Consider the following 25477-nt stretch of genomic DNA (forward strand, 5'->3'; position numbering starts at 1 on the left):
AATTATCCTTTTGACTGGCTATCAGTGTCTGTATTTGAGTCGAAATCAGACGGAACAGAAGAGGTTAAGTAACTTGAGTAAGCATTCATTTCGCTGGTTAGCGCTAACAGCTTGTTGAGAGAGATTAGGTATTTGAATCGCGCAGCAGATTGCTGGGTTTTAATACTCGCAAGATAGAGCTCGGCATCAACCACTTCTAATGAGTTAGAGAGCCCTTGTGTGAAGGCTTTTTTACGAAGCAATAGGTTTTCCTGAGCCAAAGACAAGCTTGAGTTGAGGCCTTGAACCTCTTCAATTGCTTGGTTTGCTTCAAGGTAAGTCTTTTGTACCAATACGGTTAAGTCTTGCTTGGCTTGTGACTTAAGGAATTGAACCTGTGATACGGCACTGTGAGCGGCGGCGACTTTGTCGGAACGGCCTGAAGTGTCAAGTAGTGGTACATTCACACCAATGCCAACCAACCAATCGGGTTTCATTTCACTGGCTAAAGAGTCATCTTCATACAGGCTGTAATCACCGTACAGGTATACTTCTGGGTAGTATTTACCTTTCTCGGCTTTAATTAAGCTGCTTGCTTGTTTCTCTTTTGCATCAAGAATCTTAAGGCCGGGGTAGGTCATGAGTGTTTGGTCAATGAACACGTCCATATGAGGCAGGTTCTTATTGATAAACAGTTGTTCAGAGGGTTCTACACTTTCACTTTGACCAAGGATCTGAGTCAGCGCCAATTGCGCAATTTTAAGATCGTTCTGAGCTTTCGCTCGTTCAACAATCGCTTTATCTAAAGAAGCATCGGCTTGTAGGCGTTCTACTCGTGCGATTTGTCCTTGCTGTTCAAGCTTGATGGCGAAATCACGATGCTGAGTTAAGCCTGCTTCAACGGCTTGACGCGTTCTCACGACGTCTTCCGCTAAGATCACCGAGAAGTAATACTTACTTAAGTCTTCGTAGCGAGCTTGCTTCTCCATTAAGAGTTGGCTTTGCGCTTCTTCGCTTTTACCTTCAGCGGCATTTTGCGCAGCGGTAATTCGACCACCTGTAAAGATAGGCCACACCGCGCGAATGGAAGAGCTAAAGATGTCTTGTTCGGTAATCGTTGAGGTAACGCCACCAACTAGAGGGCGCAAAATCGCGGATATAGCAGGGTTTACTCCACTCAAGCTATCTGAAAACTGTTCACCATTAATCGTCACATCACTATCAAGGTGCGTGTAGTTAGCCCCTAAGGTAATAGAAGGAAGATTGAGGCTGCTTGTTGAGTTCTGAAGGTGTTGATAACGTTCAACATTGGCTTGTTGAGCCGCAAGTGAGTTGTTGTTTTCTTGCAATATTTGCCACGCTTCAGAAAAAGTGAGCGGAGCTGCATAGCCTGGCGAAGCCATAGTGCCGAGAAGCATACTGGCGATCGCAAGGTATCGGAATTTTGGTTTGGTCATCTGCATTAAATACCAATTAGAGTATTAACTCTAATGTTAACAGGGCGATAGTCATTTGTCTTGAATAGATTGTCTCATATGAATAGAAATTCTCATAACTCGTTAATCAAGTGTAAATAAGATTGAGTGATGTGAATATCGAAGATAAATGAAACTTAAAAAGCACGCAGAAGCGTGCTCTTTAAGTTCAGTATAGAAGTGTTTTTACAAAATGAAGTGGCTTATTTAAAGCTAGGACAATGGTGATCGGCGCGCCATACCAATTGTCTTGAACCTTGCATTGTTTGTAATAAATCTCTACCTGACATTTGCGGGAATGCTAACAATACCTTGAGATCGAGTGGGGAGGTGCCATCTTTCTCATAGGCTCTTACGTGAGTAAAAGTCGATTGTAAGTGTTTGAACAGCATAGTCTTAGTAAGACAAATTCCAAAGTTATCGCGTTTCATTGCCTTGTTTCCTTTTCAACAATGTTTATACGTTATGTTTGTTATCCTGTTTCTATTGGACGTTGCCACTGATCGATACTTCCTGCTCATCAATGTTTTATTATTGGGTGATGCTTTTATCAGTCACCTCTTCGTTGTCTGGCTAGCCGAGTGTGAATTAGCGATGGATGAATAGGGGAGAATACTTAATCCGTTTGTTCATCATTCGTAACGGCGAGCTTGCAACTTTTAGTTATAGATACGTCCAGCGAGCGAAGGGTTGTTGCTATTTTGTTAATCGAAGTTTCGATTCAAAGTGCGGTCTGAAAATCATGACCTATGGCTTAGCAACAATAAACTTCTTCATATGCAACCATTATAATTGTATTTATTTTAAACAACCTAAAAAACACCTAAAAGCTTAGTGATCTAGCTCAATATTTATTCGTTTATTTTGGTTTTTAAGCTAATCCGTTCTAAAAATGAACGATTAATCGAGATGAACAACGTAAAGGATTATCAATTAACAATCTGCTCAATTATTTAGTTGAGTAGCAGTCACAAATTCACGTCCCTAGAAAGGTCATGCGATTAACTTGGTGTTAACATTGTTCGTCTAACACTAGGGACGGTGGAATATGAAATGGAGCAGTATCAGTTTCCGTAAAAGGTTACTGATTATCATGACGGTCACTGGCCTCGTTGAACTTTTGATTCTTGCAGCGGCTGGTTTTTATTACATCAAACAATCTCAAGAACAAGAGATGGGTTTGAAAGCGTTAGGTGTTGCTGAATTTCTATCTGAATCGCCACTAGTCACCAGCATTATTCAAGAAAATGGAACGTTGGACCCTAATGGTGTTCCCTACGTTCTGTCTGAAGAAACCCAAGTTAAATTTCGTAACCTTACTCAGCTCATTGGCGCGGCGTTTATCGTTGTGGGAGATGATAAAGGTATCCGCCTGATTCACCCTTATGATGACAGGCTCGGTAAACCCATGCGTGGTGGCGATAACCAAAAAGCATTGGTATTGGGTGAGTCTTATGTGTCGACGGCCAAAGGGTCGCTTGGTTTCTCAGTTCGTGGTAAATCCGCGGTAAAAGACACCCAAGGGACCATTATTGGGGTGGTGTCAGTTGGTTACTTATTGGATTCTTTACAAGATCGAATCGAACCTTACTTAGCCTTTTTGATTGTGATGGCGTTGCTGGTGGTTGCGGTCAACGCTTTGATTTCGAGTTATGTATCTCGCCGTTTTCAACGCGCTATTTTGGGCTTTGAGCCTGAAGAGATAGGCCGGTTGTATGTTGAGCTAGATGTAACCATGAGTACCGTGAAAGAGGGCATTCTGAGCATCGATAAGCACGGCATTTTGCGTTCTATTAATAAGAGTGCCTGCGATATTTTATCGATAGACAGGGATAAAGCACTCAATCAACAGCGCCTTTCTGATGTATTGCCAGGCAGTGATTTAGAACAGCTGCTATCAACCGGCGACACCGACCACGATGTAGAGTTGTATTTGAACAATAAGCGAATTATTGCCAACCGTAGCCCGATTATAGTGGCAGGTGAAGTGGTCGGGGCGGTATCGAGTTTCCGATTACGCGATGAAATCAACGATTTAACCGATCAGCTCTCACAAACCAAAGAGTATGCAGATCTACTGCGTTCACAAACCCATGAGCATCAAAACAAGCTCAACACCATTAGCGGCTTGATCCAGATGGGCGAGTTGGACTCAGTACAGCAGTTGATTGGCCAAGAAACCGCGCACTATCAAAGCTTGATCGAGTTCTTGCGTGAAACCGTTAAAGACCCACTCATTGCAGGTATGCTCCTTGGGAAAACGGAGCGCGCGCGAGAAATTGGTTTAGAGCTCAAAGTAGAAGAAGGCTCAAGGCTTGAAGCATTGCCTAGCTGGTTAAATGCGGATGACGTTGTCACAATCCTTGGCAACCTGATTGATAACGCCTTTGATGCCACCATGACGGCGATTAAGCAAGAGGGTCAAATTGCACCCGCGCGTCGGGTTATTGAAGTTTCAATCAGTGATTTTGGTAATGAAATTATCGTAGAAGTAGAAGACAAAGGGTGCGGTTTGCCGAAAGAGTTGGCAACCAAAGCACTTACCGAAAAAGGCGTATCGAGCAAAGCGAAGCAAAATCGTGGTGTGGGTTTGTATCTGATAAAGCAGCTGGCAGACCGATATCAAGGGCAGCTTGAAATGGTCGACAACCACGATTTTGGCACGCGAATGACGGTTTATCTGCCAAAAGAAGAACAATAATTATTAAGCACGAATCGATCTTGTGAAGATCATCGTGACGGAAAAAGCATGGTTAAAGGAAGAACATAAATGAACGCAATCACGAGAGTCATGGTCATTGAAGATGATATTGCGATTGCAGAGCTACACCATCGTTATTTAGAACAGATGGGTGGCTTTGACGTGGTCGGCATTGCCACCACACAGTCTGAAGCGCTCATGCAACTGGACATCTTAAAACCTGATTTGGTGTTATTGGATGTGTATCTGCCGGACGGGTGTGGGCTCGATATTCTTAATCACGTAAGAGGGAGCAATCAAGGCTGCGATGTTATCTTGATTACTGCTGCTCGAGATGTGGATACGCTGCAGCAAGCAATGCGTGGTGGGGTGGTCGATTATCTCTTGAAACCAGTAATGTTCCCTCGTTTGGAAGCGGCCCTGAAAAAGTATCAATCTCAACAGCAAGAGTTTGAAAGTGTGTCGGATTTGAATCAAGGTTTGGTTGATAAGATGCTGCAAGCCAATGCCAAAGCGGACTCTGGAAAAGTATCAACCTTACCCAAAGGCATTGATGGCGTAACGTTGGATAAGATCAGAGCCATTTTTCAACAAGCTGATGCCGTTAATATTACCGCCGATGAAGCCGGCGAACGAATTGGTGCTAGCCGAACCACTGCCAGACGCTATTTAGAATTTTTGATTACCACTGGTGAGTTAGTCGCGGACTTAAATTACGGCACGGTAGGTCGCCCGGAGCGCTGCTACAACAAAGCGCAAAGATAAACACGACGCCATTAAAATAAATATAAAGCCAGTTGAATAAGCTGGTTTTACCTTTCTCTCCCTTTCCTATTGCTTACTCCACCGACCAGATACCGTTCTTTCTTGACTACACTGTTTGAGAATGCCGATTTGCTTCTCCCTCGGGTCAAATGAACGGAACTATCGATTAGAATTTGTTCGAAATGAGTCAATATTTAATCGATTGCTTTCACAGTGGTTGATGTAAATCAAATAGTCATAGACAATACTGTCCCGAATAGAGGTGATAGCTTTCACCCTCGTTTACCAAACGCATTCTCAAATTTAATAGGCGCTTACTATTGATGTAATAGTTAAGACCTATTATCTATTTTCGTATGTCGCTGATACCTTTGGCGAATACTAAAAACCTTGTTTTTATAGGAAAGATGATGGTAATACCTGAAAACAGCAGCATCGTTATTTTTGGTGCGTCGGGAGATCTAACTTACCGCAAGTTAATTCCTGCTCTATACCACCTGTATGCTAGCAATCAACTACCAGAATCCTTTGCGATTCTTGGAGTGAGCCGTACTGAGTACAGCGATGAGTCTTACCGTGAGAAGCTGAAGAAGTCTCTTCAGGAAATGGAAAAAACTGAACCAGAGACGCTGAATGCATTTATCGAACATCTGCATTACCAAGCGATCAACACTTCAGATGTAGACGACTACGCTCGTTTAGCACAACGTCTAGACAAGCTTGAGCAAGACTACCAATTCGAAAACCATAACACGCTGTTCTACTTGGCAACCCCGCCAAGCCTATACGGTGTTATCCCAGCAAACCTTGCTGCGCATGGCCTTAACGATGAATCGAACGGCTGGCGTCGTCTGATTATCGAGAAGCCATTTGGTTACGATCTAGCATCAGCTCAAGCGTTGGATGAAGAGATCCATCATCACTTCCAAGAACACCAGATTTACCGTATCGACCATTACCTTGGTAAAGAGACGGTTCAAAACCTTCTAGTGCTTCGTTTCTCAAACGCGATGTTTGAACCACTGTGGAACCGTAACTTCATTGATTACGTTGAAATCACAGGTGCTGAGTTCCTTGGCGTTGAAGAGCGTGGCGGATACTACGACGGTTCTGGCGCAGTTCGCGACATGTTCCAAAACCACCTGCTGCAAGTGCTAGCGATGGTAGGTATGGAGCCGCCTGCGCAAATTAACGCTGATTCTATTCGTGATGAAGTGGTTAAAGTGCTTCAGTGTCTGAAACCATTAGAAGAAGATGATCTGCGTAAAGACTTAGTATTAGGTCAGTACACAGCATCAGATGTTCGTGGTCAGCACCTACTAGGTTACCGTGAAGAGCATGGTGTAGCGGATGATTCTCGTACCGAGACTTATATCGGCTTGAAAGCTCACATCAATAACTGGCGTTGGAATGGTGTTCCTTTCTACGTACGTACAGGTAAACGCTTACCAACACGTGTGACTGAAATCGTGATTCACTTTAAGAACACGCCACACCCAGTATTTGGTCAAGATGCACCAGAGAACAAACTGATTATCCGTATCCAACCGGATGAAGGTATTCAGATGAGCTTTGGTTTGAAAGAGCCAGGCGCAGGCTTCAAAGCAAAAGAAGTGAAAATGAACTTCTCTTACTCTGACTTGCCTGAAACTCAGATGCTGACGGCTTATGAGCGTCTTCTTCTTGATGCACTGAACGGTGATGCGACTTTGTTTGCACGTACCGATGCGGTAGAAGCATGTTGGAAGTACGTTCAACCAATCTTAGACTTCAAGCAAGACCCTCAAGCACTGTTTGGCTATGCTTGTGGTACTTGGGGCCCACAGGAAGCAGATGAACTTCTGCAACGTGATGGCCGCGCATGGCGTTTCCCATGCAAGAACTTAACAGACACGGATTACTGCGAACTATGATCAATCACAAGATCTTTGCAACGCCTGAACTGGTTGTTGAAAACCTAGCAAATGAAATGAAAGCATACAGCGAGCAGGGCACACCTGTTCACATTTCACTGTCTGGTGGCAGCACGCCAAAAATGCTTTTCAAGCTTTTAGCACAGGCGCCATACGCAGAAGGTATTCAATGGAATAACCTTCACTTCTGGTGGGGCGACGAACGTTGCGTTGCACCAGACGACGCTGAAAGCAACTTCGGTGAAGCAAACGCATTGTTGTTTACTCAAGTAAATCTTCCTGCTGAAAACATCCACCGCATCCGTGGTGAAGATGAACCAAAAGCAGAAGCAGAGCGTTTCGCAAAAGAGATGGCAGACGTAATCCCAACAGAAAACGGCACGCCTGTATTCGATTGGATTTTGCTTGGTGTTGGCGCAGACGGCCACACAGCTTCACTATTCCCGGGTGCAACCAACTACCAAGATGAGAACCTATCTGTATTAGCTTCTCACCCTGAGTCTGGTCAAATCCGTGTTTCTAAAACAGCGAAAGTTTTAGAAGCAGCAAAACGAATCAGCTACCTAGTACTGGGTGCAGGTAAAGTTGAGATCGTTAAAGAAATTCATACAACTCCTGCTTCAGAACTGCCTTACCCGGCAGCGAAAATCCAGTCTAAAACTGGCGAAACAGAGTGGTTCCTAGATTCAAATGCAGCAAGTGCTATCGCATAAGTGCGAATAGCCGCAAGGAGATAAAATAATGAAAGGTGATATCGGTGTAATTGGCCTAGCAGTAATGGGTCAGAACCTTATCCTAAACATGAACGACCACGGCTTCAAAGTTGTGGCTCACAACCGTACTGCTGCTAAAGTAGACGAGTTCCTAGAAGGCCCAGCTAAAGGTACTAACATTGTTGGTGCTTACTCTCTAGAAGAGCTAGTTGAGAAACTAGAAGCGCCACGTAAAGTGATGCTTATGGTTCGTGCTGGTGACGTTGTAGACACGTTCATCGAAAACCTAATCCCACTTCTAGACGAAGGCGACATCATCATTGATGGTGGTAACACTAACTACCCAGACACTAACCGTCGTGTAGCGCATTGTCGTGAGAAAGGCATCCACTTCATCGGCACTGGTGTATCTGGTGGTGAAGAAGGTGCTCGTTTCGGTCCTTCAATCATGCCAGGCGGCGCGGCTGAAGCTTGGGAAGCGGTTAAGCCAATCTTCCAAGGTATCTCTGCAAAAACTGACGCTGGTGAGCCTTGTTGTGACTGGGTTGGTAACGACGGTGCTGGTCACTTCGTTAAGATGGTACACAACGGCATCGAATACGGTGACATGCAGCTTATCACTGAAGCATACCAGTTCATGAAAGATGGCCTAGGTATGTCTGCTGACGAGATGCAAGCAGTATTCGCTGACTGGAACAAGACTGAGCTAGACAGCTACCTAGTTGAAATCACTGCTGACATCCTTGGCTACAAAGATGAAGACGGTGAAGCGCTAGTTGAGAAGATCCTAGACACTGCAGGCCAAAAAGGCACGGGTAAGTGGACGGGTATCAACGCACTAGACCTAGGTATCCCACTGACTCTAATCTCTGAGTCTGTATTCTCTCGTTGCCTGTCTGCTCTTAAAGACCAACGTGTTGAAGCTGAAGCTTTGTTTGAGAAGACAATCACTCCAGTTGAAGGTGACAAGCAAGAGTGGGTTGATGCATTACGTCAAGCTCTACTGGCTTCTAAGATCATCTCTTACGCTCAAGGTTTCATGCTAATGCGTGAAGCGTCGAACGAAAACGGCTGGGACCTAAACTACGGTAACGTAGCGCTAATGTGGCGTGGTGGTTGTATCATCCGTTCTGCATTCCTAGGCAACATCCGTGATGCGTACGAAGCAAACCCAGACATCGCGTTCCTAGGTTCTGACGAGTACTTCAAAAACATCCTACAAGGCAGCCTAGTGGCATGGCGTAAAGTAGCAGCGAAATCTCTAGAGTCTGGTATCCCAATGCCATGTACGATTTCTGCGCTATCTTTCCTAGACGGTTACACAACTGCACGTCTACCAGCGAACCTGCTTCAAGCTCAACGTGACTACTTCGGAGCTCACACTTACGAGCGTACTGACCGTCCACGTGGTGAATTCTTCCACACAAACTGGACTGGTACAGGCGGCGACACTGCTTCTACAACTTACGACGTATAATCGTTAGTTAGAATCAGTTAAGAACCTTGTTGTTCTTGTCAGCTGTAGACTAGAAACAAAAGGATGCCGATTGGCATCCTTTTTTGTTGGTTCTGCAAGAGAGTCACGTAAAGTAAAATTTAATACAACCCGTTAAGCGAGCGCAGCTTGTGGACTTTGCACATCACTGTATTGCTCTCGTATCGACATGAAGTAATCAAGGTTTTGCTTCAGCGCAGACACACACTCTGGATCAAACATCAGCCCAGTATGCGCTTCAATGTAGTCCATTACCTTAGATGCTGACCATGCGTGTTTATAAGCTCGTTTACTCAGTAAAGCATCGAATACATCTGCTAGCGTGACAATTCTTGCCTCCAGTGGAATCGCTTCTCCAATGAGCGCATCTGGCAATCCCGAGCCATCAAACCGTTCATGATGGTGACGTACAATATTCTTGATGAACTGAACTTCTTCGCCGCACATTGAGCTGTGGTGGGAAAGGGCAACCACGTCATCAATCATCTCTTCGCCATATATCGTGTGATTGTTCATGATGTTTCTTTCTTCTTTCGAAAAACGCTCAGTACTGAAGAGCACTTTGTCTGGAATTCGGTACTTACCTATGTCGTGAAACGGGGCATACAAGCGAATGCGGTGAACGAATTGGTGGGTAATCTCATTGTTACTGTGCGAAAGCGTACGTGCGAGCTGCTCGCTGTATTTTCCCATACGAATCAGATGCTCTTTGGTTTCAGGGTCGCGAGCGTGTCCCATGTTTAGGGCGATTGCTAATGAGGACTGAAAATGTCTCTGGCGTTCGAAGAGTTGCACAAACAGGTTCGAAATCGCTTGAGTGAGGTAGGCGATGTCACTTTGTATTGTCTGCTTAGCAAAAAAGTCAGTGCATGATGCGTTGATGAAAACGAACCCGAGGTTACTCTCTTGGTAGTGGATTGGAGTGGTGTAGCTACTTTGGTGACCAAGCTCGAGTAGATGAGAGATTTGCTTAGTCGGATTCATCAAAGAGAGGTCATCAACAATTCTTGTTTCCAATGATTCAGCCAGACGACTCAACGCAGAGTTGGGTTTGATCTCTTGTTCGATGTAGTGATGCTTGGCGTTTTGGCACAGTGAATCCGATACAAAATAATTCGATGCTTTATTTTCACTGCACAGCACCACGGATAGCCGAGATAATATGGGGTAGTGTTCACGAGCTAGCTGGAAGAGATCATCGACTATGGCGACGATGTCTTTGTCTTGGGCCGCTGCTCTACTGAAATGGGAGTAGTCAAACATGTGGCAAGCCAACCTTTAATTATAATTATGTCATTGTTTAATCGGGTTTTTTACCGTTTCGATATTCAATAAAACCATAGCACTGTGTTATTAAAATGTAATACTGCGTACTGAAAAACTTTAATGTCATCACTAAATATATGGTTTTTGCATACGGTTACCGTAGGTTTTGTTAAGTTGAACCAGTTTCATAACCTTTGGGGTGAAGGTTTGTTTGCAGAATGTGCTTAGACTGTATAGCGAGCTAAGGTAGGGTGTTAAGTGACCAATTCGAAATTAATTTCAAAGATAAATAGGATAACGAGTATGCTTTATGCCATCATAAAGGCATAAATAAGGGCAATGGATGTAATGCCCAAGTGATTGAGCTAGAAATGGTCAGTGATGACTGTGTTCTAGAGTAAATTCAAGGCCTTTAGTTGCCTTGAAAAAGGTAATGTTATGACTGAAGAAGAAAGAATCGAACTGCAACAAAATAACCCGCTACACGGCTTAAAGCTTGAAACCATGATCACTGAATTAGTGGATCACTATGGTTGGGAAATTTTAGATGCGGCAATGCGTATGAACTGCTTTAACACTAAGCCTACAGTGGCAAGCGCAGTTAAATACCTGAAGAAAACCGAATGGGCTCGTGAAAAGGTTGAAAACTTCTACCTTTACCGTTTCAAGCGCATGCCTAAAGCATCTGACATTGAATACCAGATGCCTCCGCGTTCACGTACATTCCGCCATGGGCTAGAGCCTCGTGAGCCAATGGAACTAACGGTTGAGTCTATCCACGCTTCTCAAGCTAAAGCTGCGTCTGCATTTAAAGAGCGCCGCGGCGGTAACGGTCGTAACTTCCGTCGTTAATAAGAAAGCGTCGACGATTAGTACGCCTAATTAGATAAGCGAAAAACACAAAAGGAGCCTATGAGCTCCTTTTTTAGTTCGTTCGATTTAAACCGTAAATGGCTAAGCTTCGCGGTTCTTTCTTTGATTCTTCCAAATATCGGTGACATAAACGATCGCACTGACCAGTAAGAATAGCGCTGACACAGAAAACAGAGCGGGCATTTTTAGAATCCACGCGAATGTGGCAGCAAGAAAAGCGACAAAGCAAATGAGTCGACTTGATGACATGACATGACCGAGTTTAGTGTTCATAACGCCTCCTAATGAAGTCTCACTTTCGACAGGAGAATTATCCCACCTTTGGCAAAATAAAGGCTAAAAAACAGTCTAAATTGTTATCAAATTTGCTAATTGAAGGACTCGTCTCACACATTTTGGCTTGGCTATTTTATAAGCAATAAAATAGCGAAATCGATATGATAAGGGTGTAGTTTCTTTGCTTTATCTTTCCAGTTGCAAGTCTTATTGACCGAATGTCTGGTTAGCTTAAAACCGAGTTGGCACAGAACTCACTTAACATAGAATCTAGTTGGTATAGAACCTACTTAGTATAAAACCTAGCTAGCATAGAAAAAGTAAGCGGTGATCAAAAAGCTCGCGATGATCACTGTGGTACGAACATAGTGTTGAGGGATGCGGCGAGAGATTTTTGCTGAATAATAACCACCAACCAATGTACCCAATAATACAGCCATGCCAGACGGCCAATCAATCGAACCATTGACGATAAAAAACACGATCGCTGCGAGGGAAGCACACGCGGACACGAGCAGTTTGATGCCATTCATCACGTTGATGTTGGTGTAACCAGCCAGCGCCAAATAGCTCAATGTCACAATGCCCAAACCTGCATTAAAATACCCACCGTAGATACAGACAATTAAAAGCAATAAAGCGGAAAAGAATGCGCCAGCGCTGGTGGCGTGCTTATGTTTTGCTGTCGCTTGTTTAAGCCATTTATTGAGCGTGCCACCAAACGTGAATAGCAAAGCTGCAAACAGCAGCAGCCAAGGAACGGATTGAGTAAACAGAGCTTCTGGTGTGTGCAGCAGTAAAAATGCCCCGATACCACCGCCGATGACACATAAAACTATAGTCAGTTTTAGCTGCTTAGTACCAGATTGAATTTCGTGGCGCAGAGCGTAGGCTCCGCTAATGTACCCAGCACACGAAGCAAAGGTATTGGTCGCGTTGGCTGCTATTGGTGGAACCCCAGCAAACAATAGAGCAGGGAAGGTGATGAAGCTACCGCCACCCGCAATGGAGTTAAGCACACCGCCAATCACCCCTGATAAGAACAGAATCAACCAATCCATAGTTTTAGAATCCAATACGTTAACTAACTGGTTACCTTACTTGAATTTGTTATGAATATCAGCGCGATGTGTGTTGTAAAGATAGGTTTGTGAGTTTGCTACCATCTTTAACCGCTGGTTTGAATTGAGGCTCTAAATGAAAAAAGGAGCCAATGGCTCCTTTCGTTGAGGTTTAGTGGATTCGGTAAAGCTTTATACTTCTACTGGCTTCGCTCTAAAACTCTTAAATAGTTTCACTAGAATCGGGCTAGACAGCACCAGTACCGCCAGAATAGTGAAGGTCATCGTAATAGGGCGTTCCCATAAGAAGTTCAGCTCACCATCGCTGATCATCAATGCACGTCTTAAGTTCTCTTCCATCAAGCCGCCCAATATGAAGCCTAACAGTAATGGTGCCAATGGGAAGTTGGCTAGCCTTAATGCTATCGCTGCCATCGCTACCAGTAGCATCACAAATACGTCCATCGTGTTGAATGACACCAAGTACACGCCAGTGATTGAGAAGAAGATAATCATTGGCAGTAGAACCGTTCTAGGTACCGCTAGCAGTTTAGAAATATAAGGGATTAAAGGCAGGTTCAAGATAACCAGTACGATGTTGCCAAAGTACATAGAGATGATGACTGACCAAAATACATCTGGGTGTTCAACGAACAAGCGAGGGCCTGGCTGAATACCGTAGGCAATCAATGCACCAAGCATAATCGCGGTTGTACCAGAGCCCGGAATACCCAGCGTTAGTAGCGGAACGAATGAGCCGCTTGAAGCTGCGTTATTTGCTGATTCAGGAGCAACAAGACCACGGATACTGCCTTTACCGAACTCTTTCTGCTTGTCTTTTGGCGCTAGGCTACGCTCCATACCGTAACTTAGGAATGCTGCAATAGTGGCACCTGCGCCCGGTAGAACACCGGTAAAGAACCCGAGAATAGAAGAGCGGATCGAAACTGGCGCCACTTCTTTGAACTCTTCTTTGGTCACTTTCATGCTACCAATATCAGACATCTTTTGGCTTTCTTCTGCGCTGGTATCTTGCTCTGGCTTAAGAATACCCATCAAGGTTTCACCCAGTGCGAATGTTGCCATCGCTAATAATAGGAAGCTGAAGCCATCCATCAGATCCGTTAGGCCAAAAGTGAAACGTTCAACGCCAACCCCTTTGTCGATACCTACGGTTGATAGCATCAAACCAAGAATAGTCATCATCCACGCTTTAATTACCTGACCTGGGCCTGCAAACGCCGCTACAGCGGACAAACCTAATAGCATCAATGCAAAGTAGTCTGAAGACTGGAAGCTCAGTGACACGCTTGCTAGAGCCGGAGCGGCAATCAAAAGCATGATTGCTGAAAGCGTACCGCCGGTGAAAGAAGAGTAAGCTGCGAGAGCAAGTGCTTTACCTGCTTGACCTTTTTGAGCCATCGGGTAGCCGTCAAACGCAGTAACTACCGTTGAAGAACAACCCGGAGCATTGATTAAGATGGATGACGTTGAGCCACCAAATACAGCGCCGTAATACACACCAGCCATCAAGATTAGGCCAGAAGAAGGGTCTAGGCCGTATGTAATAGGGATCATCAACGCGATTGCTGAAATTGGACCTAACCCCGGTAGCATACCGATGAAGGTGCCAACGAAACAGCCCACAATTACCATCATGATGTTCATTGGCATCACAGCGGTAGAAAGTCCTTGTAAAATTCCGTCTAACATAATGTTATCCCTACCAAAGAGTGAAGATTAAACCAGGCTCTAGGTAGATATCTAAGCCTTGAGTTAATAAAAGAAAGAACGCGATAACGAAAGGAAACGACGCGCCAAATAAAACCGCTTTGCGGCGCTCACCCAACAGGTAAAAGCCTGCAAGTAAGAAGAAGCTGGTTGCTAAAACAAAGCCAAGATAAGTCAACCCAACGCCATACAGGGCCATTAACACCAAGAAGCCAATCAGCAGTTTCCAGTTCAGCGGTGTTGTGTCACATGTGACTTTCTTATCCGGTTGTCCTGTTATTAGCAGGATTAACGAAAGGCCAATGCCGATAAACGTCAACAGGGTAGGTAAGGTTCTTGCTGTGAAGGGTTCGTACTCGTCACCGGGAAACAAAGGAATCAGCGTGGTTTGGTAACCGTAGCACAAGCACGCCAGCATAAAGATCATGGCTCCGATGCGATCCTTCGAAAGCAAAGATTCCTTACTCAGAAATTTGGTTGGTAAGTCCGACATATCCAACTCCATTTGGGGTGGTATAAAAAGTAAAAAAGCCGTACATGAGCGAGTTAATGAAGAATGTCTGGGATCACTAACCAAAGGTGAGCGAATTACATGACTTGGTTAAGCCACTTGCCTCTACAACGAATCAGCAAGCTTTAGCAATACACTACGAATAAACAAAGGAGTTTTAGTTAACCCATGTACGGCGAAACAGGAAAGAGTAAGAGGGCACAAAGACCCTCTCTGGTTGTTGGTTACTTCAAGAAACCAAGCTCACGCATTAGATCGCCCATCTGTTTTTCTTGGTCTTCTAGGAAGGCGTAAAAATCTTTGTCAGCTTTGTAGTTGTCGATCCAACCGTTACGGTCACGAACCACTTGCCACTCATCGGTTTTATACATTTTGCCAAGAGCTTCGTTCCACTCGTCGATTTTTGCTTGGCTTGTACCTGGTGCCGCGAAGAACCCACGCCAATTAGCAAATACTGTCTCGTTGCCGTACTCAGTCAGTGTTGGGATGTTAGGCGCAGCGTCAAGACGCTTTGGAGCCGTTACAGCAAGCACTTTTACTTGGCCAGACTTAGACATCTCTAGTACTTCACCAAGGCCAGTTGAAAGCAGCTGTGTTTCGCCAGAAAGCAGTGCCGCCATCGCTTTACCACCAGCATCGTAGGCAATGTAACGCACTTTCTTCGCATCAAAACCTTCGCCTTTGAACGCTGCAGCTACCACAAGGTGGTCCATGCTGCCACGAGCTGAACCGCCAGCAATCTTAACTTTACGTGGGTTGGTTTCGAACTCTTTAACGACGTCTTCCCAAGTGTCGTATTTAGAATCCGCAGACGCGACGATTGCACCGTAATCGGCAATGGTTGCTGCTACCGGAGTTAGGTCACGGAAAGATTGAGGGAAGATACCTGTTAGTGAACGAACAACGATAGGCGTTGAGTTCACCATTAGCGTGTCTTCTTGGCGTTGTGCCGTTTCGATTAGGTGAGCAATCGCTTTACCGCCACCGCCACCAGACAGGTTTTGGAAAGAGACATTTTCTACGATGTCTGATTTCACCAATACATCACCCGTACCACGAGCTGTCATATCCCAACCGCCACCAGCGCCGCCAGGGATTAGGAAGTGGATTTTTTCTACGTCAGCAGCAAAAGTGTTGAAAGAAAAGGTTGCTGCGATGATAGAAGCCGCAAGAGTAGGTTTCAGTGCCTTGAACATGGTTCACGTTCCTTATGTAGGGGATCTCTTCAATGGAGAGAAACTTATGTTTTATTTCCAGCTACTAAACAGATGAGTAGGATATTGCTTAGCAGATGAAGCTAAAGTTAACGGTGTGTTAATGAAATGTCTGTAATGCGGCGATATTGAGAATAAAGAACATTGGATTAATATTGTTCATAAAGTTCACGGTGGCGTGTTGTGCGAAGGTGAAAAAAGAGAGCCATGTCAGGCTCTCTATAAAATCTCGAATGTTTGTAACAAATTCCCTTATTTGTCAGATGGTTAATAAGACAAGGTCGATCCTTTTAAGATCTCAGTTGCCTTGTCAAAATCAAACTCTTCCAACGAAACTTCGAGTCGTTTGAATTCTGAAGGGGATAACCCAATCCTAGCGCCATCTTCAATGTTAAGAATTATGGTGAGCGCATCGGTGTCATCATTGGCCGTCGCCTCCAATAATTGGCGGTAGAGTTGCTGATCAGTAGTCGATGGTTGCTGCTGTTCAGAGCTCTCTTCCGACTTGGTAGAATTGGTCGCTACTGAATCTTTCGATACTTCAATTTGAGACAAGGCTCTCGTAAGTGATTTGCTTAGTTTAAGCGATGTGTCGATCACATTGTCTTTCAAATCGTTGTCGTCTGGTTGTGCTTCTAGGTTTTCACACAACGTGTGCAGTTGTTTCGCCCCCAAATTGCCAGCCACCCCTTTCAGTGTGTGGAGATAACGTGGTGCGCTGCCGCTTGCTAGTTCGCTTTCAAGCTTATCTTTGTCAGAATAGGCCTCGACAAATCGATGTAATAGCTTGCTATACAATTGGTGATTATTGTTGGCTCTGATTAAACCAAGCGTAATGTCTAGACCTTCAACTTTGGAGAGTGCTGTATTAAAGGCACTGCTGTTTTCTGACTCGTCAGAGATAGAGCTCACTGATTCTGCTTGATGTGATATTGGATCAACAAACGCAGCAGGACGGGAAGGTGATACCCAATTCGCAAGAGTGGCAAACATTGAACCGACATCGATAGGTTTAGCAATAATGTCACTCATGCCACAACCGAGCGCCTTTTCTTTGTCTCGCTCCATGACATTAGCTGTCATCGCGATGATAGGTATGTCTTGATCGTTGATCTGCTGACGGATGTACTCTGTTGCTTCATAGCCGTCCATTACTGGCATTTGGCAATCCATCAAAATACCATCGAACGGCTGTCCGTCTGCAATGGCTTGTTGGTAGAGCTCGATCGCGAGCTTGCCATTTTCAGCGACCGAAACCTGAATTTGCTGTCCTTCTAATAGCTCAGTCGCGAGTTCTTGGTTGATCTCATTGTCTTCAACTAAGAGTAACTTAGCTCCGGCTAGTTGCTGGACGTTAGCTAACTGAGTTTGTTGCTCAAGTTCACTGCGTGAGACACGGTCTGAGTCGAGCCCATAGAGTGAGACAATAGAGTCATAAAGGTGAGAGGAGGTGATTGGTTTATCTAGAATACTCGGTACTTCAAAGCCTCTTTGTTCAATCGCTTCAGCAAGCTCTTCTCGGTCGTAAGCGGTCAGCATCATGATCTTAGGCGTTGTGTTTAGTTGCTGCCCACTGTTGAGCTCTGCGAGTAAGTCTACCCCATCTCGCTTAGGCATCTTCCAGTCGGAGATAACCAAATCAAATGGCTTGTTCTGAGCGTCGGCGGTATGTAACTCAACAAGAGCGTCATCAACCGATGAGCTTAGTGTTGGTGTTAGCTTCAACGACTCTAGAATGTCACCCATGATCAAGCGTGCGCTGGAGTTGTCATCGACAACCAACACTTTCAAGTCGTTAATTGATGCAGGCACCACCACACGATGCTGCTGGATAGAATGACTGACGCGAGTGGCAATCGTAAATGAAAAGGTCGAGCCTTTGCCAAGCTCCGTTGAGACATGAATATCGCCGCCCATCAGTTGGCTCAGTTCTTTACTGATGGCGAGGCCCAAGCCCGTACCACCGTATTTTCGTGTGGTTGAGCTATCAGCCTGAGTGAACTTGTTGAATAACTTGGCGGCTTGCTCTTGCGTCATGCCAATCCCACTGTCTGAGACGGCAAAGTTCAACTTGATGTCATCGCCTTGTCTTTCTGCAACCGAGATAGCGATCTTCACTTCGCCTTTCTCTGTGAACTTGACAGCATTGTTACTTAGATTAATCAATATTTGCCCAATTCTTAACGGATCCCCAATCAGGTTAGTCGGCACGTCTCTGTCGACTTGAATGAGCAGCTCTAGGTCGCGTTCTGAGGCTCGTAAGCCAACCAAGTTAGTAATATTGTCGAGTACATTCTCAAGTTGGAAGTCCACTTTCTCAATGTCGAGTTTTCCTGCTTCAATTTTCGAGAAATCGAGAATGTCATTGATTAGACCGAGTAGGGTATCGGAAGAGAGCTTCACTTTATGGATGTAGTTACGCTGCGCCTTGGTTAAATCAGTTTTTAATGCTAGATAACTCATGCCGATGATGGCATTCATTGGTGTACGAATTTCGTGGCTCATGTTGGCTAAGAAATCCGATTTTGCTTGGTTTGCGGCATCGGCTTCATCTCTTGCTGCAGCTAGACTTTGCGCGAATGCTTCTAAGGCTGAGTGTGCTTTACTCGCGAGCAAGCCCATTAACAAGATAATGACGAAGAAAATCACACCACCGATGGCTAAATGGAACGTCACGCTAGAAGAGTCTTTGACATTGACGCTTTCTGAAAGGTGACGTTGAGAGACGAAACCTCGAAATTCTAAGAAGCTCTCATCCATCGCGTTGAGTAGTTGGTGGCCTCGCATCTGTGAACTGACTAACTCCATAAATTGCGACTCATAGACACTGATATGCTCGTCAAAGGCAGTAATTTTTACGTTTGGTGCATACAGGGTAATAAGTCGTTGCGCGTTGCTAGATTTAGATTGCATCTCATTAATCACATGTGACACTTTGTCGGCGATAAGCTCCTGCTCCTTTGAATTTGCGAGCAGAAAATCTCGGTTGAATCGATTTGAACGACTTAGTAGCGTGCGAATCGCCAATAGGTCTTGCCCTATGAGCAATTGGGAAGAGAGTTCTGCTTGAGATTGAGAAACGAGATGACTCAGTTCCGCGACTTGGCTCTGTTTGGTTTGATAGAGTAAGCTAACTGAGCGTGAGAATTCAGAGCCACTTAGGGTGACTTGATTGATAAGGGATGCTCTTAACTTTTTCGAAGACGCTGGTATGCCTTGCAGCTGAACTAAGTTGGTGTAATAGCGATTTTTTGCCTTATCTACAACCTCTAAAAGTTGTTGTCCTTTGTCATCCAAAATCTGCTCTTGCAACTCTGAGATGAGCCGTGAAGCCTTTTGCATCTCAAGTTTGACTAACGAGTGAGTCTTTAGGTCGCCGTCGAGTAAATACTCTTTTTCAAGATTTTGTATGTTAACGGCGAGAGTGGCAAGTTGACTGGTTTTTAGTGCGACGTTGGTCAGTTCTTCGCTGTTTAGTCGTAGACCGCGAATTTTCTGATTGTTTTGATTGATCGCTTGATTGTGTAGATCCCTCATCTCTCGTAATAAGTCTGTTGCGGCATTGGACCGCTCGTCCATAAGCGTTCGAGTTGATTGGTTCAACTCAACAATGTCGACATATTGCTTGAATTGAACCAAATATTCCGTGAGTAAATTGATAGGAAGGGACGTTGCATACTGGTCGGCGTAATCATTTGCTAGAACCTCGGTTTGTTCTGCTTCTTGATCAAAGCTAGAGATGACTTGTTCGCTGTAGTCGTTACTAAAAGACAACTCATAAACGCGAAGCTTATCGAGTGAGGTCAATAAGCGAGTACTGGAAGCGTATTGTTCAACGCCGATGAAGCGATCGTTGAGATTGATCCAAGCGCCTACCGCGACAGAAAACACCACGATGGCTGCGACCAGAAAGGAGGTTAAGATTAATTTCGAATCAGTAGCAAATCTTGAAACAGTATTCATAAAGTGCCTGTATTGATAAAGTACCAGCGAACTTAGTGTTCTTGTTCATCAGTAAAAGAGTCTTTGATAGTGAGCATTTCATCGAGCTTACTAATGAAAATAGGAACCAAGTTAGGATCAAAGTGATGGCCAGCTTGCTCTTGTATTAACTCAATCGCTTTTTCAATCGGCCAAGCTTTCTTGTATGGGCGTTCGCTGGTGAGGGCATCGAATACATCTGCTATTGCAACAATACGTGCACTTAGAGGGATGTCTTCGCCTGATAGCTTATGAGGGTAGCCGCTGCCATCCCATTTCTCATGGTGATAAAGAGCGATCTCTTGAGCGAGTTTTAGCAATTTAGAGTCGTTGTCTCCGATAATATCCCCGCCAATCGTTACGTGTGTTTGCATGATTGCCCATTCATCCGCATCAAGCTTGCCAGGTTTACCTAATATGCAGTCAGGAATACCGATTTTGCCAATATCGTGCATCGGAGCTGCTTGGAATAACAACTCCACCCACTCTTCACTGACGTCTAACTGCTGAGCCAGAATCTTTGAGTAGTAACTCATTCTTACAACGTGCATTCCGGTTTCATTATCCTTGTATTCAGCGGCGCGGCCGAGCTTGCGGATTATCTCCAATCGACTCATGGCGAGAGCTTCCGTTCTCTGTCTTACCTTGCGAGACAGTGCCAAGTTTTGGTCATACAAGGAGATATGTGTGACAACGCGAGCTTTCACGATAGGAGGGCTGACTGGTTTAGTGATGTAATCAACAGCGCCGAGTTCAAAGCCTTTCTGTTCGTCGACCACATCCGTTTTAGCTGTCACAAAGATAACTGGGATGTCAGAAGTGACAGGGTTACTTTTAAGTCGACGGCATACTTCATAACCATCCATCACAGGCATCATGATATCGAGAAGAATGAGATGAGGCTTTGGGTGAGTAGAAGCAATTTTTAGCGCTTTTTCTCCGGATGTTGCAGCCTTAATTTTAAAGTCGTCGTTCAGGATCCCTGAGAGGGTATGAATGTTGTCCGGGATGTCATCAACAACCAGAATGATCGGTTTATCTGTCGTAATTTGATTCATTTTTCGTCCCTAAAAAATTTAATCAGATTGCTATGTTTTATATTAATAAAGCGTAGTGGAATTTGGCGGAAATGCATGATTTCAGGAGGGTTAATTGTTGATTCTGGAATCTAAGAAAATAATGGTACGCCCTTTTATTGATAGATATTTTATATGTTAACCGTTATTTGACAAAGAATAACTAAATGGATTGTGTCGTAGTGCGATCAAGGTTGAATAGATCAGGTTCTCGTTTGCTAACACTGAATCATTCAGAGTTACTTAGTCGTTCAAGTTACTTCCCAAATCTATCGTGGGCTTGTTATAGGGGAAAGCATGCGATGCCGAATGTCGGGCTTATCTATGCTGCTTCAGTAGAACCTGATAGCGACTGGGTAGATTCGCTTCATCTAACTGTTCTTCCAGCATGACTGCAAGCGCGAACCAATCGTCCAGCCTTCTTGTCACTGAATCAAGCACCGCGTATCGAGGTGTGTAGCTTTCAAAGCGAAGCGCAGTACGTTCAGTCCCTATTTTAGTGACGGAGCCAAAGTCGATGAGTTGGGCTTGTGGGCTGAGCACGATATTGGATGGCTTAATATCTCCATGAACATAATCAAGAGTATGGATTCGGTTGATGGCTGATTCTAAAGTGTTAAGCCATTGAGAGGGCATACCGGCATTGATATTTGAGTTGCTTTGAATTTCCTGCAGTGTGTTACCACTCAAGTGAGAAAGAACTAGGCAGTCAGTCTGATGACAAGAAAAGTAATCACAATAGTTCGGCCAGGTATCTTTTTTATTAGAGTCGGAATTAGTATTTGAATACAGAAACTCAGCCTCTTGTTTTAAAAAGTGGCGGTGCTTTAGCTCTTGAGCATATTTAATGGTCACCAGTCCCCAACTAGGGTGTTGGGCTCTGAAAACTCGTAGACTTAAGCGAGTGAGCTTAGTGTAGCCATGTGCTTTAAACGCTTGTAGAAGCTTTTCATCTTTCACATCTCCTTTCACGTCTTCTCTGTTTGAAGAGACATTATCCTCAAAAGGTTGAGCTCGCCTTGATAGGCAAGACGAGTTCGTTGGGGAAGCGTTATTAGATCCCACTTGGCAGAGAGAATCCAGAGAAGAAGCCAGGAACAAACGGGTTCGATTGACCTTGAGTCTTGATTGTTAATTTCACCTTGCTGTCACCGTAAACAAACTCCACCTGAGTGTCTTGTGCAGATGTAAAGTTCACGTTTGGTTCGAATAAGCGGAACCAACTCCATGTGCCTTTTACGGTGTTCTGGCCAATTGTAGAGTCCTGTGCACTAAGCTGAATACCTAGCTTTTCGATAAACTTCGCATCACCTTGCCACGATTGCTGGCTCCATAACGTCGGCCCATGACGATAGGTAAAGATTGGCTTATCAGAAATGATCGAAAACTCCGTGATGTTTGGCGTCATATCGACTGCCTTTAATTGGAAATTGATCAGGATGTTCGATGGGTCAGCTAAGAATAGGGCACTTTTTATATCGCCAGCTTTGTCCATCATTGTCCAAACCTCTGGCGTAATCGATAAGCCTGTACCCGGCAGTAGTCCCGGTAAATAAGGCGCTTCGTCGCTATCTTTAACGAATCCATTAAGGCGAGTTTGAGAGAACTTATCGACGATGCCATTCGTAACGAAGAAGGCTTTGACATCCGCCACGCTGACATCCGTTTTAGACTTTCGATTGAACGGATAAAAAGAGGCCAAGCGCTGTTGATAAGGCTGATAAATTTCGTTCGACCACGCTGTGTTTAAGTAGTCGTGAGCCAGTGACATCACCGTTTCATTACTTTGGTGTACCACCTTGTTAACCAGCTCTTCAGCGACCGCTAAATGGCTGTTGGATAGGCTCGATAGGGACGCAATAGGGTTACCGGCTTGCAAAGTGACGGACAGCGTATCAAAGGCAACCTTTTGCGGCTCTTTGGTTTCGTAAAATTTGTCTCCCCACTTTTTAGCGTTGATAAACGCAGTAAGCAGGTTGTCGATTGGCTTCTTACCTTGGTCGTTAGGCGATACCTGTTTTTTGTAAGCTTGGAAGCTGAGTGATATCTGACGAGCGGATTCTTTTTTATCAGGGTCTTGAATCGGCATACTCGCCGGATCTTGTTTCTTGTCATCCTCTACAGGGATTTCAAGCTCAACATAGGTGTATTTAGCGATCGTCGAGTACAAGCTGACTAATGGGTTATTGCTTGCTTCCGACAGGCTCGTTAATGCACTTTTCAGTTGTGTAGGATTAGCCACTTCTTTGACTTCGACATTACGAACCAAATCACGCCAATAGTTAATGTAATCATTCTGGTAAGTTTGCTTTAACTCTCGACTGATTCGATGCAGCTCTAGTGCGCTAGGGTAAGCTCCTGCAACGCCTTCGTAAGACTGTAAAGCGGATTTAAGTGTTGGGGAATTCACCGATAAATCGAGTTGGTTAAACCCCGTCGGGGTAAAGATATACGGAACCAAGTAGCCAGCGTAACTCGGTGAAAACTGAAGCACTGAGCCGAAATTGTCGCCGAGCTCACCGCGAATATCGACGCGCTTAGCATAGGCCGTAGAACTCTGAATGTGTTCGTACAGCAGGGTTTCAATGCCCGTTTGCGTGATGACTTTCTTCGCGAGGTTTTCTAAATCATGATTCGATTTTACTGGCGTCAGGTTACGAGCAAAGATGTCATTGAGTAGCACATCAAGCTGAGCAATGTTGACGCTATCGGCTTCGCCTTGATCTTGGAGCGTATGAATGTAGTAGTTCTTGAGCTCTTGGACATTGGTTCTGTCTTTGCTAAACAACAGACGATAGTTGTTTAACAGAGATAGCGTCTGAGATTGATCCTCAAGGTTTACATACACAAAGAGGTCTTTCTCTAGCGTATTCTCCATTGAAGGAATAAGGACTTGTTGTAGCTCAGTGAAATAGGCCTCTTCGACTTCCTCTTTGATGCTCGGATTTGGCATAAACGGCAGGCTGTACCAAGGTTCTGGCTGCTTGTAGAGGTTATAGATGCGCTGCAGTGAGAATAGGTTGGGGATATTGTCAGCCATATTCTCGATGTCATAAGGCGATGCTGATATCGCCTCTTTATAGCGCTCAAGCATGATATCTGCTCTGGTTTCTCGTTGATTCTGGAAATCAAAATCAAACTTAATCACCAGCAACACGGCGGCGAGCAAGGCAATCCAAGATAGGGTGAAAACGACTTGGTTAACGAGCAGAGTATTCTCTTTGCGTTTGTTTACGCCAACCAGCTCATGTTCCGATAGGATCACGTGGGTCATAAGGTATTGAGCAAATAAGGTTTGGTTCACCGGGATTTGCTCGTTTTGTTGATAATGCTCGTGACCGACCGAGTAAGAGACAGCACTCGCTAATAAGTCTGACTGCGCTGAACTTTGCCCATCATGTGTGAAGTAAAAACCGCGGAATTGCAGAGCATCACTAAGCTGTTCTCCTCGGTATAAACGATTGAGGAACAACCAAAGATTCTGCTTTAATAATCCAAACTGGAAAGGGGCACTGGCTATGGAGTTGCGATAATCTTGATTGAGTTGTCCGGCAAGCGCATTGCTCATATTAGCAATCAGCTCGCTGATTAAGTGATCATACTCATCGTTAAACCAGTCTGCATCGATCCCACCGTGTTTAGAGTAAGGCGCGGTGGCACCAAACACTTCGTCTCTTTTGGATTCATCAAACGCTGAGAAGAACTGACAAAAGTCGCTGATGCTACCCATATTCGAGACAACATTATAAATCGGTAAGCTGACCCCAAATGCTTGATTAAAAGTCTTAATGGTCGATTTAAGCTCATCAGCTTGCTGTGTAATTTGCTCATTGTTTTCTAATAACGAGGAAACATCGGAGGTAAGCAATAAGCCATTGGCGGCTTGTCTTGGTCGCCACGCAGTTAACGACTGACACAGTGTTTTCAGGTACTCAGGGTGTTGGTCTTCTCCCATACTGATAGAAACCAAAATCGAGTGCTCACTGACCCAAAACAGGATTGGGAATTCAATATCATTGCCGAAGTCATCGAGCTTGTACGCTTCATAGCCCATTTGGGTGATGATGCTTTTGTCTTTATTCGGGTTCTGACTTAGTAATAGATAGATTGGCTGGTCGTAACGGCTGGTTAAGCGAGTTTTACGTTTTTGCCCACTGATCATTCGCTTGAAATGACTGGCTAGTTGCTTTTGTCGCTTTTGAATCAATTCTTTATCTAATGACTCTTCTTGTGATTTTGCGCTGCGTTTGATCAGCACCCAGTAACAAATGAAGCCGATAAGCGTGGATATAATGGCGATAGTGGTCAGCGCCCACACCAAATAGGCGTTGAGAGGTGTTAGCAGAATGACGCTAGAAGCGACGGTAAAAAAGGCGACAGAGGCTAGGGCAGAAATGCCTACTGTTTTTTTTACATTGCCTGATTTGTTTGATTTGGCATCCGGCAT

18 protein-coding genes are annotated in these 25477 nt (G+C 44.6%); 6 read left to right on the plus strand and 12 right to left on the minus strand.

Features of this window, described 5'->3' with window-relative positions; all coding sequences use genetic code 11:
* Positions 1–2: 2 nt before the first annotated feature.
* Positions 3–1442 carry a TolC family protein gene (locus OCV20_RS07305; protein WP_086774594.1) on the minus strand — a complete coding sequence of 480 codons (1440 nt, stop codon included), beginning with the start codon at positions 1440–1442 and terminating at the stop codon, positions 3–5.
* A gap of 215 nt (positions 1443–1657) precedes the next feature.
* On the minus strand, positions 1658–1885 hold the full coding sequence (locus tag OCV20_RS07310; RefSeq protein ID WP_009846577.1) for a hypothetical protein: 228 nt from the start codon (positions 1883–1885) through the stop codon (positions 1658–1660).
* Between the two features lie 617 nt (positions 1886–2502).
* On the opposite strand from OCV20_RS07310, the gene OCV20_RS07315 reads away from it, so the two are divergent.
* From OCV20_RS07315 to gnd, 5 genes are all read left to right on the plus strand, one after another.
* Complete coding sequence (locus OCV20_RS07315; RefSeq protein WP_050644681.1) at positions 2503–4155, plus strand: ATP-binding protein; 1653 nt, start codon at positions 2503–2505, stop codon at positions 4153–4155.
* Between the two features lie 69 nt (positions 4156–4224).
* Positions 4225–4920, plus strand: coding sequence for a response regulator (locus OCV20_RS07320; protein WP_017063807.1), 696 nt, complete (start codon positions 4225–4227; stop codon positions 4918–4920).
* A gap of 410 nt (positions 4921–5330) precedes the next feature.
* Entirely contained in the window at positions 5331–6833 is a 1503-nt protein-coding gene (zwf, locus tag OCV20_RS07325) for a glucose-6-phosphate dehydrogenase (protein ID WP_048606938.1), read from the plus strand.
* Complete coding sequence (gene pgl / locus OCV20_RS07330) at positions 6830–7546, plus strand: 6-phosphogluconolactonase (protein ID WP_048606936.1); 717 nt, start codon at positions 6830–6832, stop codon at positions 7544–7546. Before zwf ends, pgl begins: the two co-directional genes overlap by 4 nt.
* 28 nt (positions 7547–7574) lie before the next feature.
* Positions 7575–9023 (plus strand): decarboxylating NADP(+)-dependent phosphogluconate dehydrogenase, encoded by a 1449-nt coding sequence (gnd, locus tag OCV20_RS07335; RefSeq protein WP_017059712.1) that lies wholly within the window; start codon positions 7575–7577, stop codon positions 9021–9023.
* A gap of 132 nt (positions 9024–9155) precedes the next feature.
* Here gnd and OCV20_RS07340 read toward each other — a convergent pair whose 3' ends face one another.
* Positions 9156–10316, minus strand: coding sequence for an HD-GYP domain-containing protein (locus OCV20_RS07340; protein ID WP_086774596.1), 1161 nt, complete (start codon positions 10314–10316; stop codon positions 9156–9158).
* 429 nt (positions 10317–10745) lie between these two features.
* On the opposite strand from OCV20_RS07340, the gene OCV20_RS07345 reads away from it, so the two are divergent.
* Entirely contained in the window at positions 10746–11159 is a 414-nt protein-coding gene (locus OCV20_RS07345; protein WP_010438513.1) for a VF530 family protein, read from the plus strand.
* Positions 11160–11261: 102 nt separating this feature from the next.
* Here the strand turns inward: OCV20_RS07345 and OCV20_RS07350 are convergent, their stop codons facing one another.
* The 9 genes from OCV20_RS07350 to tssM form a co-directional block, all read right to left on the minus strand.
* A complete protein-coding gene (locus tag OCV20_RS07350) occupies positions 11262–11453 on the minus strand; it encodes a hypothetical protein (protein ID WP_086774597.1) in 192 nt (63 codons plus the stop codon).
* A gap of 305 nt (positions 11454–11758) precedes the next feature.
* The gene (locus OCV20_RS07355; RefSeq protein WP_086774598.1) at positions 11759–12517 is read right to left on the minus strand and encodes a sulfite exporter TauE/SafE family protein; all 759 of its coding nucleotides are present in this window, start codon (positions 12515–12517) and stop codon (positions 11759–11761) included.
* A 192-nt stretch (positions 12518–12709) separates the two neighbouring features.
* On the minus strand, positions 12710–14230 hold the full coding sequence (locus OCV20_RS07360) for a tripartite tricarboxylate transporter permease (RefSeq protein WP_012603793.1): 1521 nt from the start codon (positions 14228–14230) through the stop codon (positions 12710–12712).
* A gap of 10 nt (positions 14231–14240) precedes the next feature.
* Positions 14241–14741 (minus strand): tripartite tricarboxylate transporter TctB family protein, encoded by a 501-nt coding sequence (locus OCV20_RS07365; RefSeq protein WP_041472791.1) that lies wholly within the window; start codon positions 14739–14741, stop codon positions 14241–14243.
* A gap of 242 nt (positions 14742–14983) precedes the next feature.
* Positions 14984–15955 (minus strand): tripartite tricarboxylate transporter substrate binding protein, encoded by a 972-nt coding sequence (locus OCV20_RS07370; RefSeq protein ID WP_048615086.1) that lies wholly within the window; start codon positions 15953–15955, stop codon positions 14984–14986.
* Positions 15956–16240: 285 nt separating this feature from the next.
* The gene (locus tag OCV20_RS07375) at positions 16241–19936 is read right to left on the minus strand and encodes a response regulator (RefSeq protein ID WP_086774599.1); all 3696 of its coding nucleotides are present in this window, start codon (positions 19934–19936) and stop codon (positions 16241–16243) included.
* 32 nt (positions 19937–19968) lie between these two features.
* Positions 19969–21012: a response regulator gene (locus OCV20_RS07380; protein ID WP_050654068.1), complete on the minus strand. Its 1044-nt coding sequence runs from the start codon at positions 21010–21012 to the stop codon at positions 19969–19971.
* A gap of 336 nt (positions 21013–21348) precedes the next feature.
* Entirely contained in the window at positions 21349–21990 is a 642-nt protein-coding gene (locus tag OCV20_RS07385) for a protein kinase domain-containing protein (protein ID WP_238382814.1), read from the minus strand.
* Between the two features lie 94 nt (positions 21991–22084).
* Positions 22085–25477 carry a type VI secretion system membrane subunit TssM gene (gene tssM, locus OCV20_RS07390; protein WP_086774601.1) on the minus strand — a complete coding sequence of 1131 codons (3393 nt, stop codon included), beginning with the start codon at positions 25475–25477 and terminating at the stop codon, positions 22085–22087.

Origin of the sequence: Vibrio coralliirubri, assembly GCF_024347375.1 — a bacterium.
GTDB lineage: Bacteria > Pseudomonadota > Gammaproteobacteria > Enterobacterales > Vibrionaceae > Vibrio > Vibrio coralliirubri.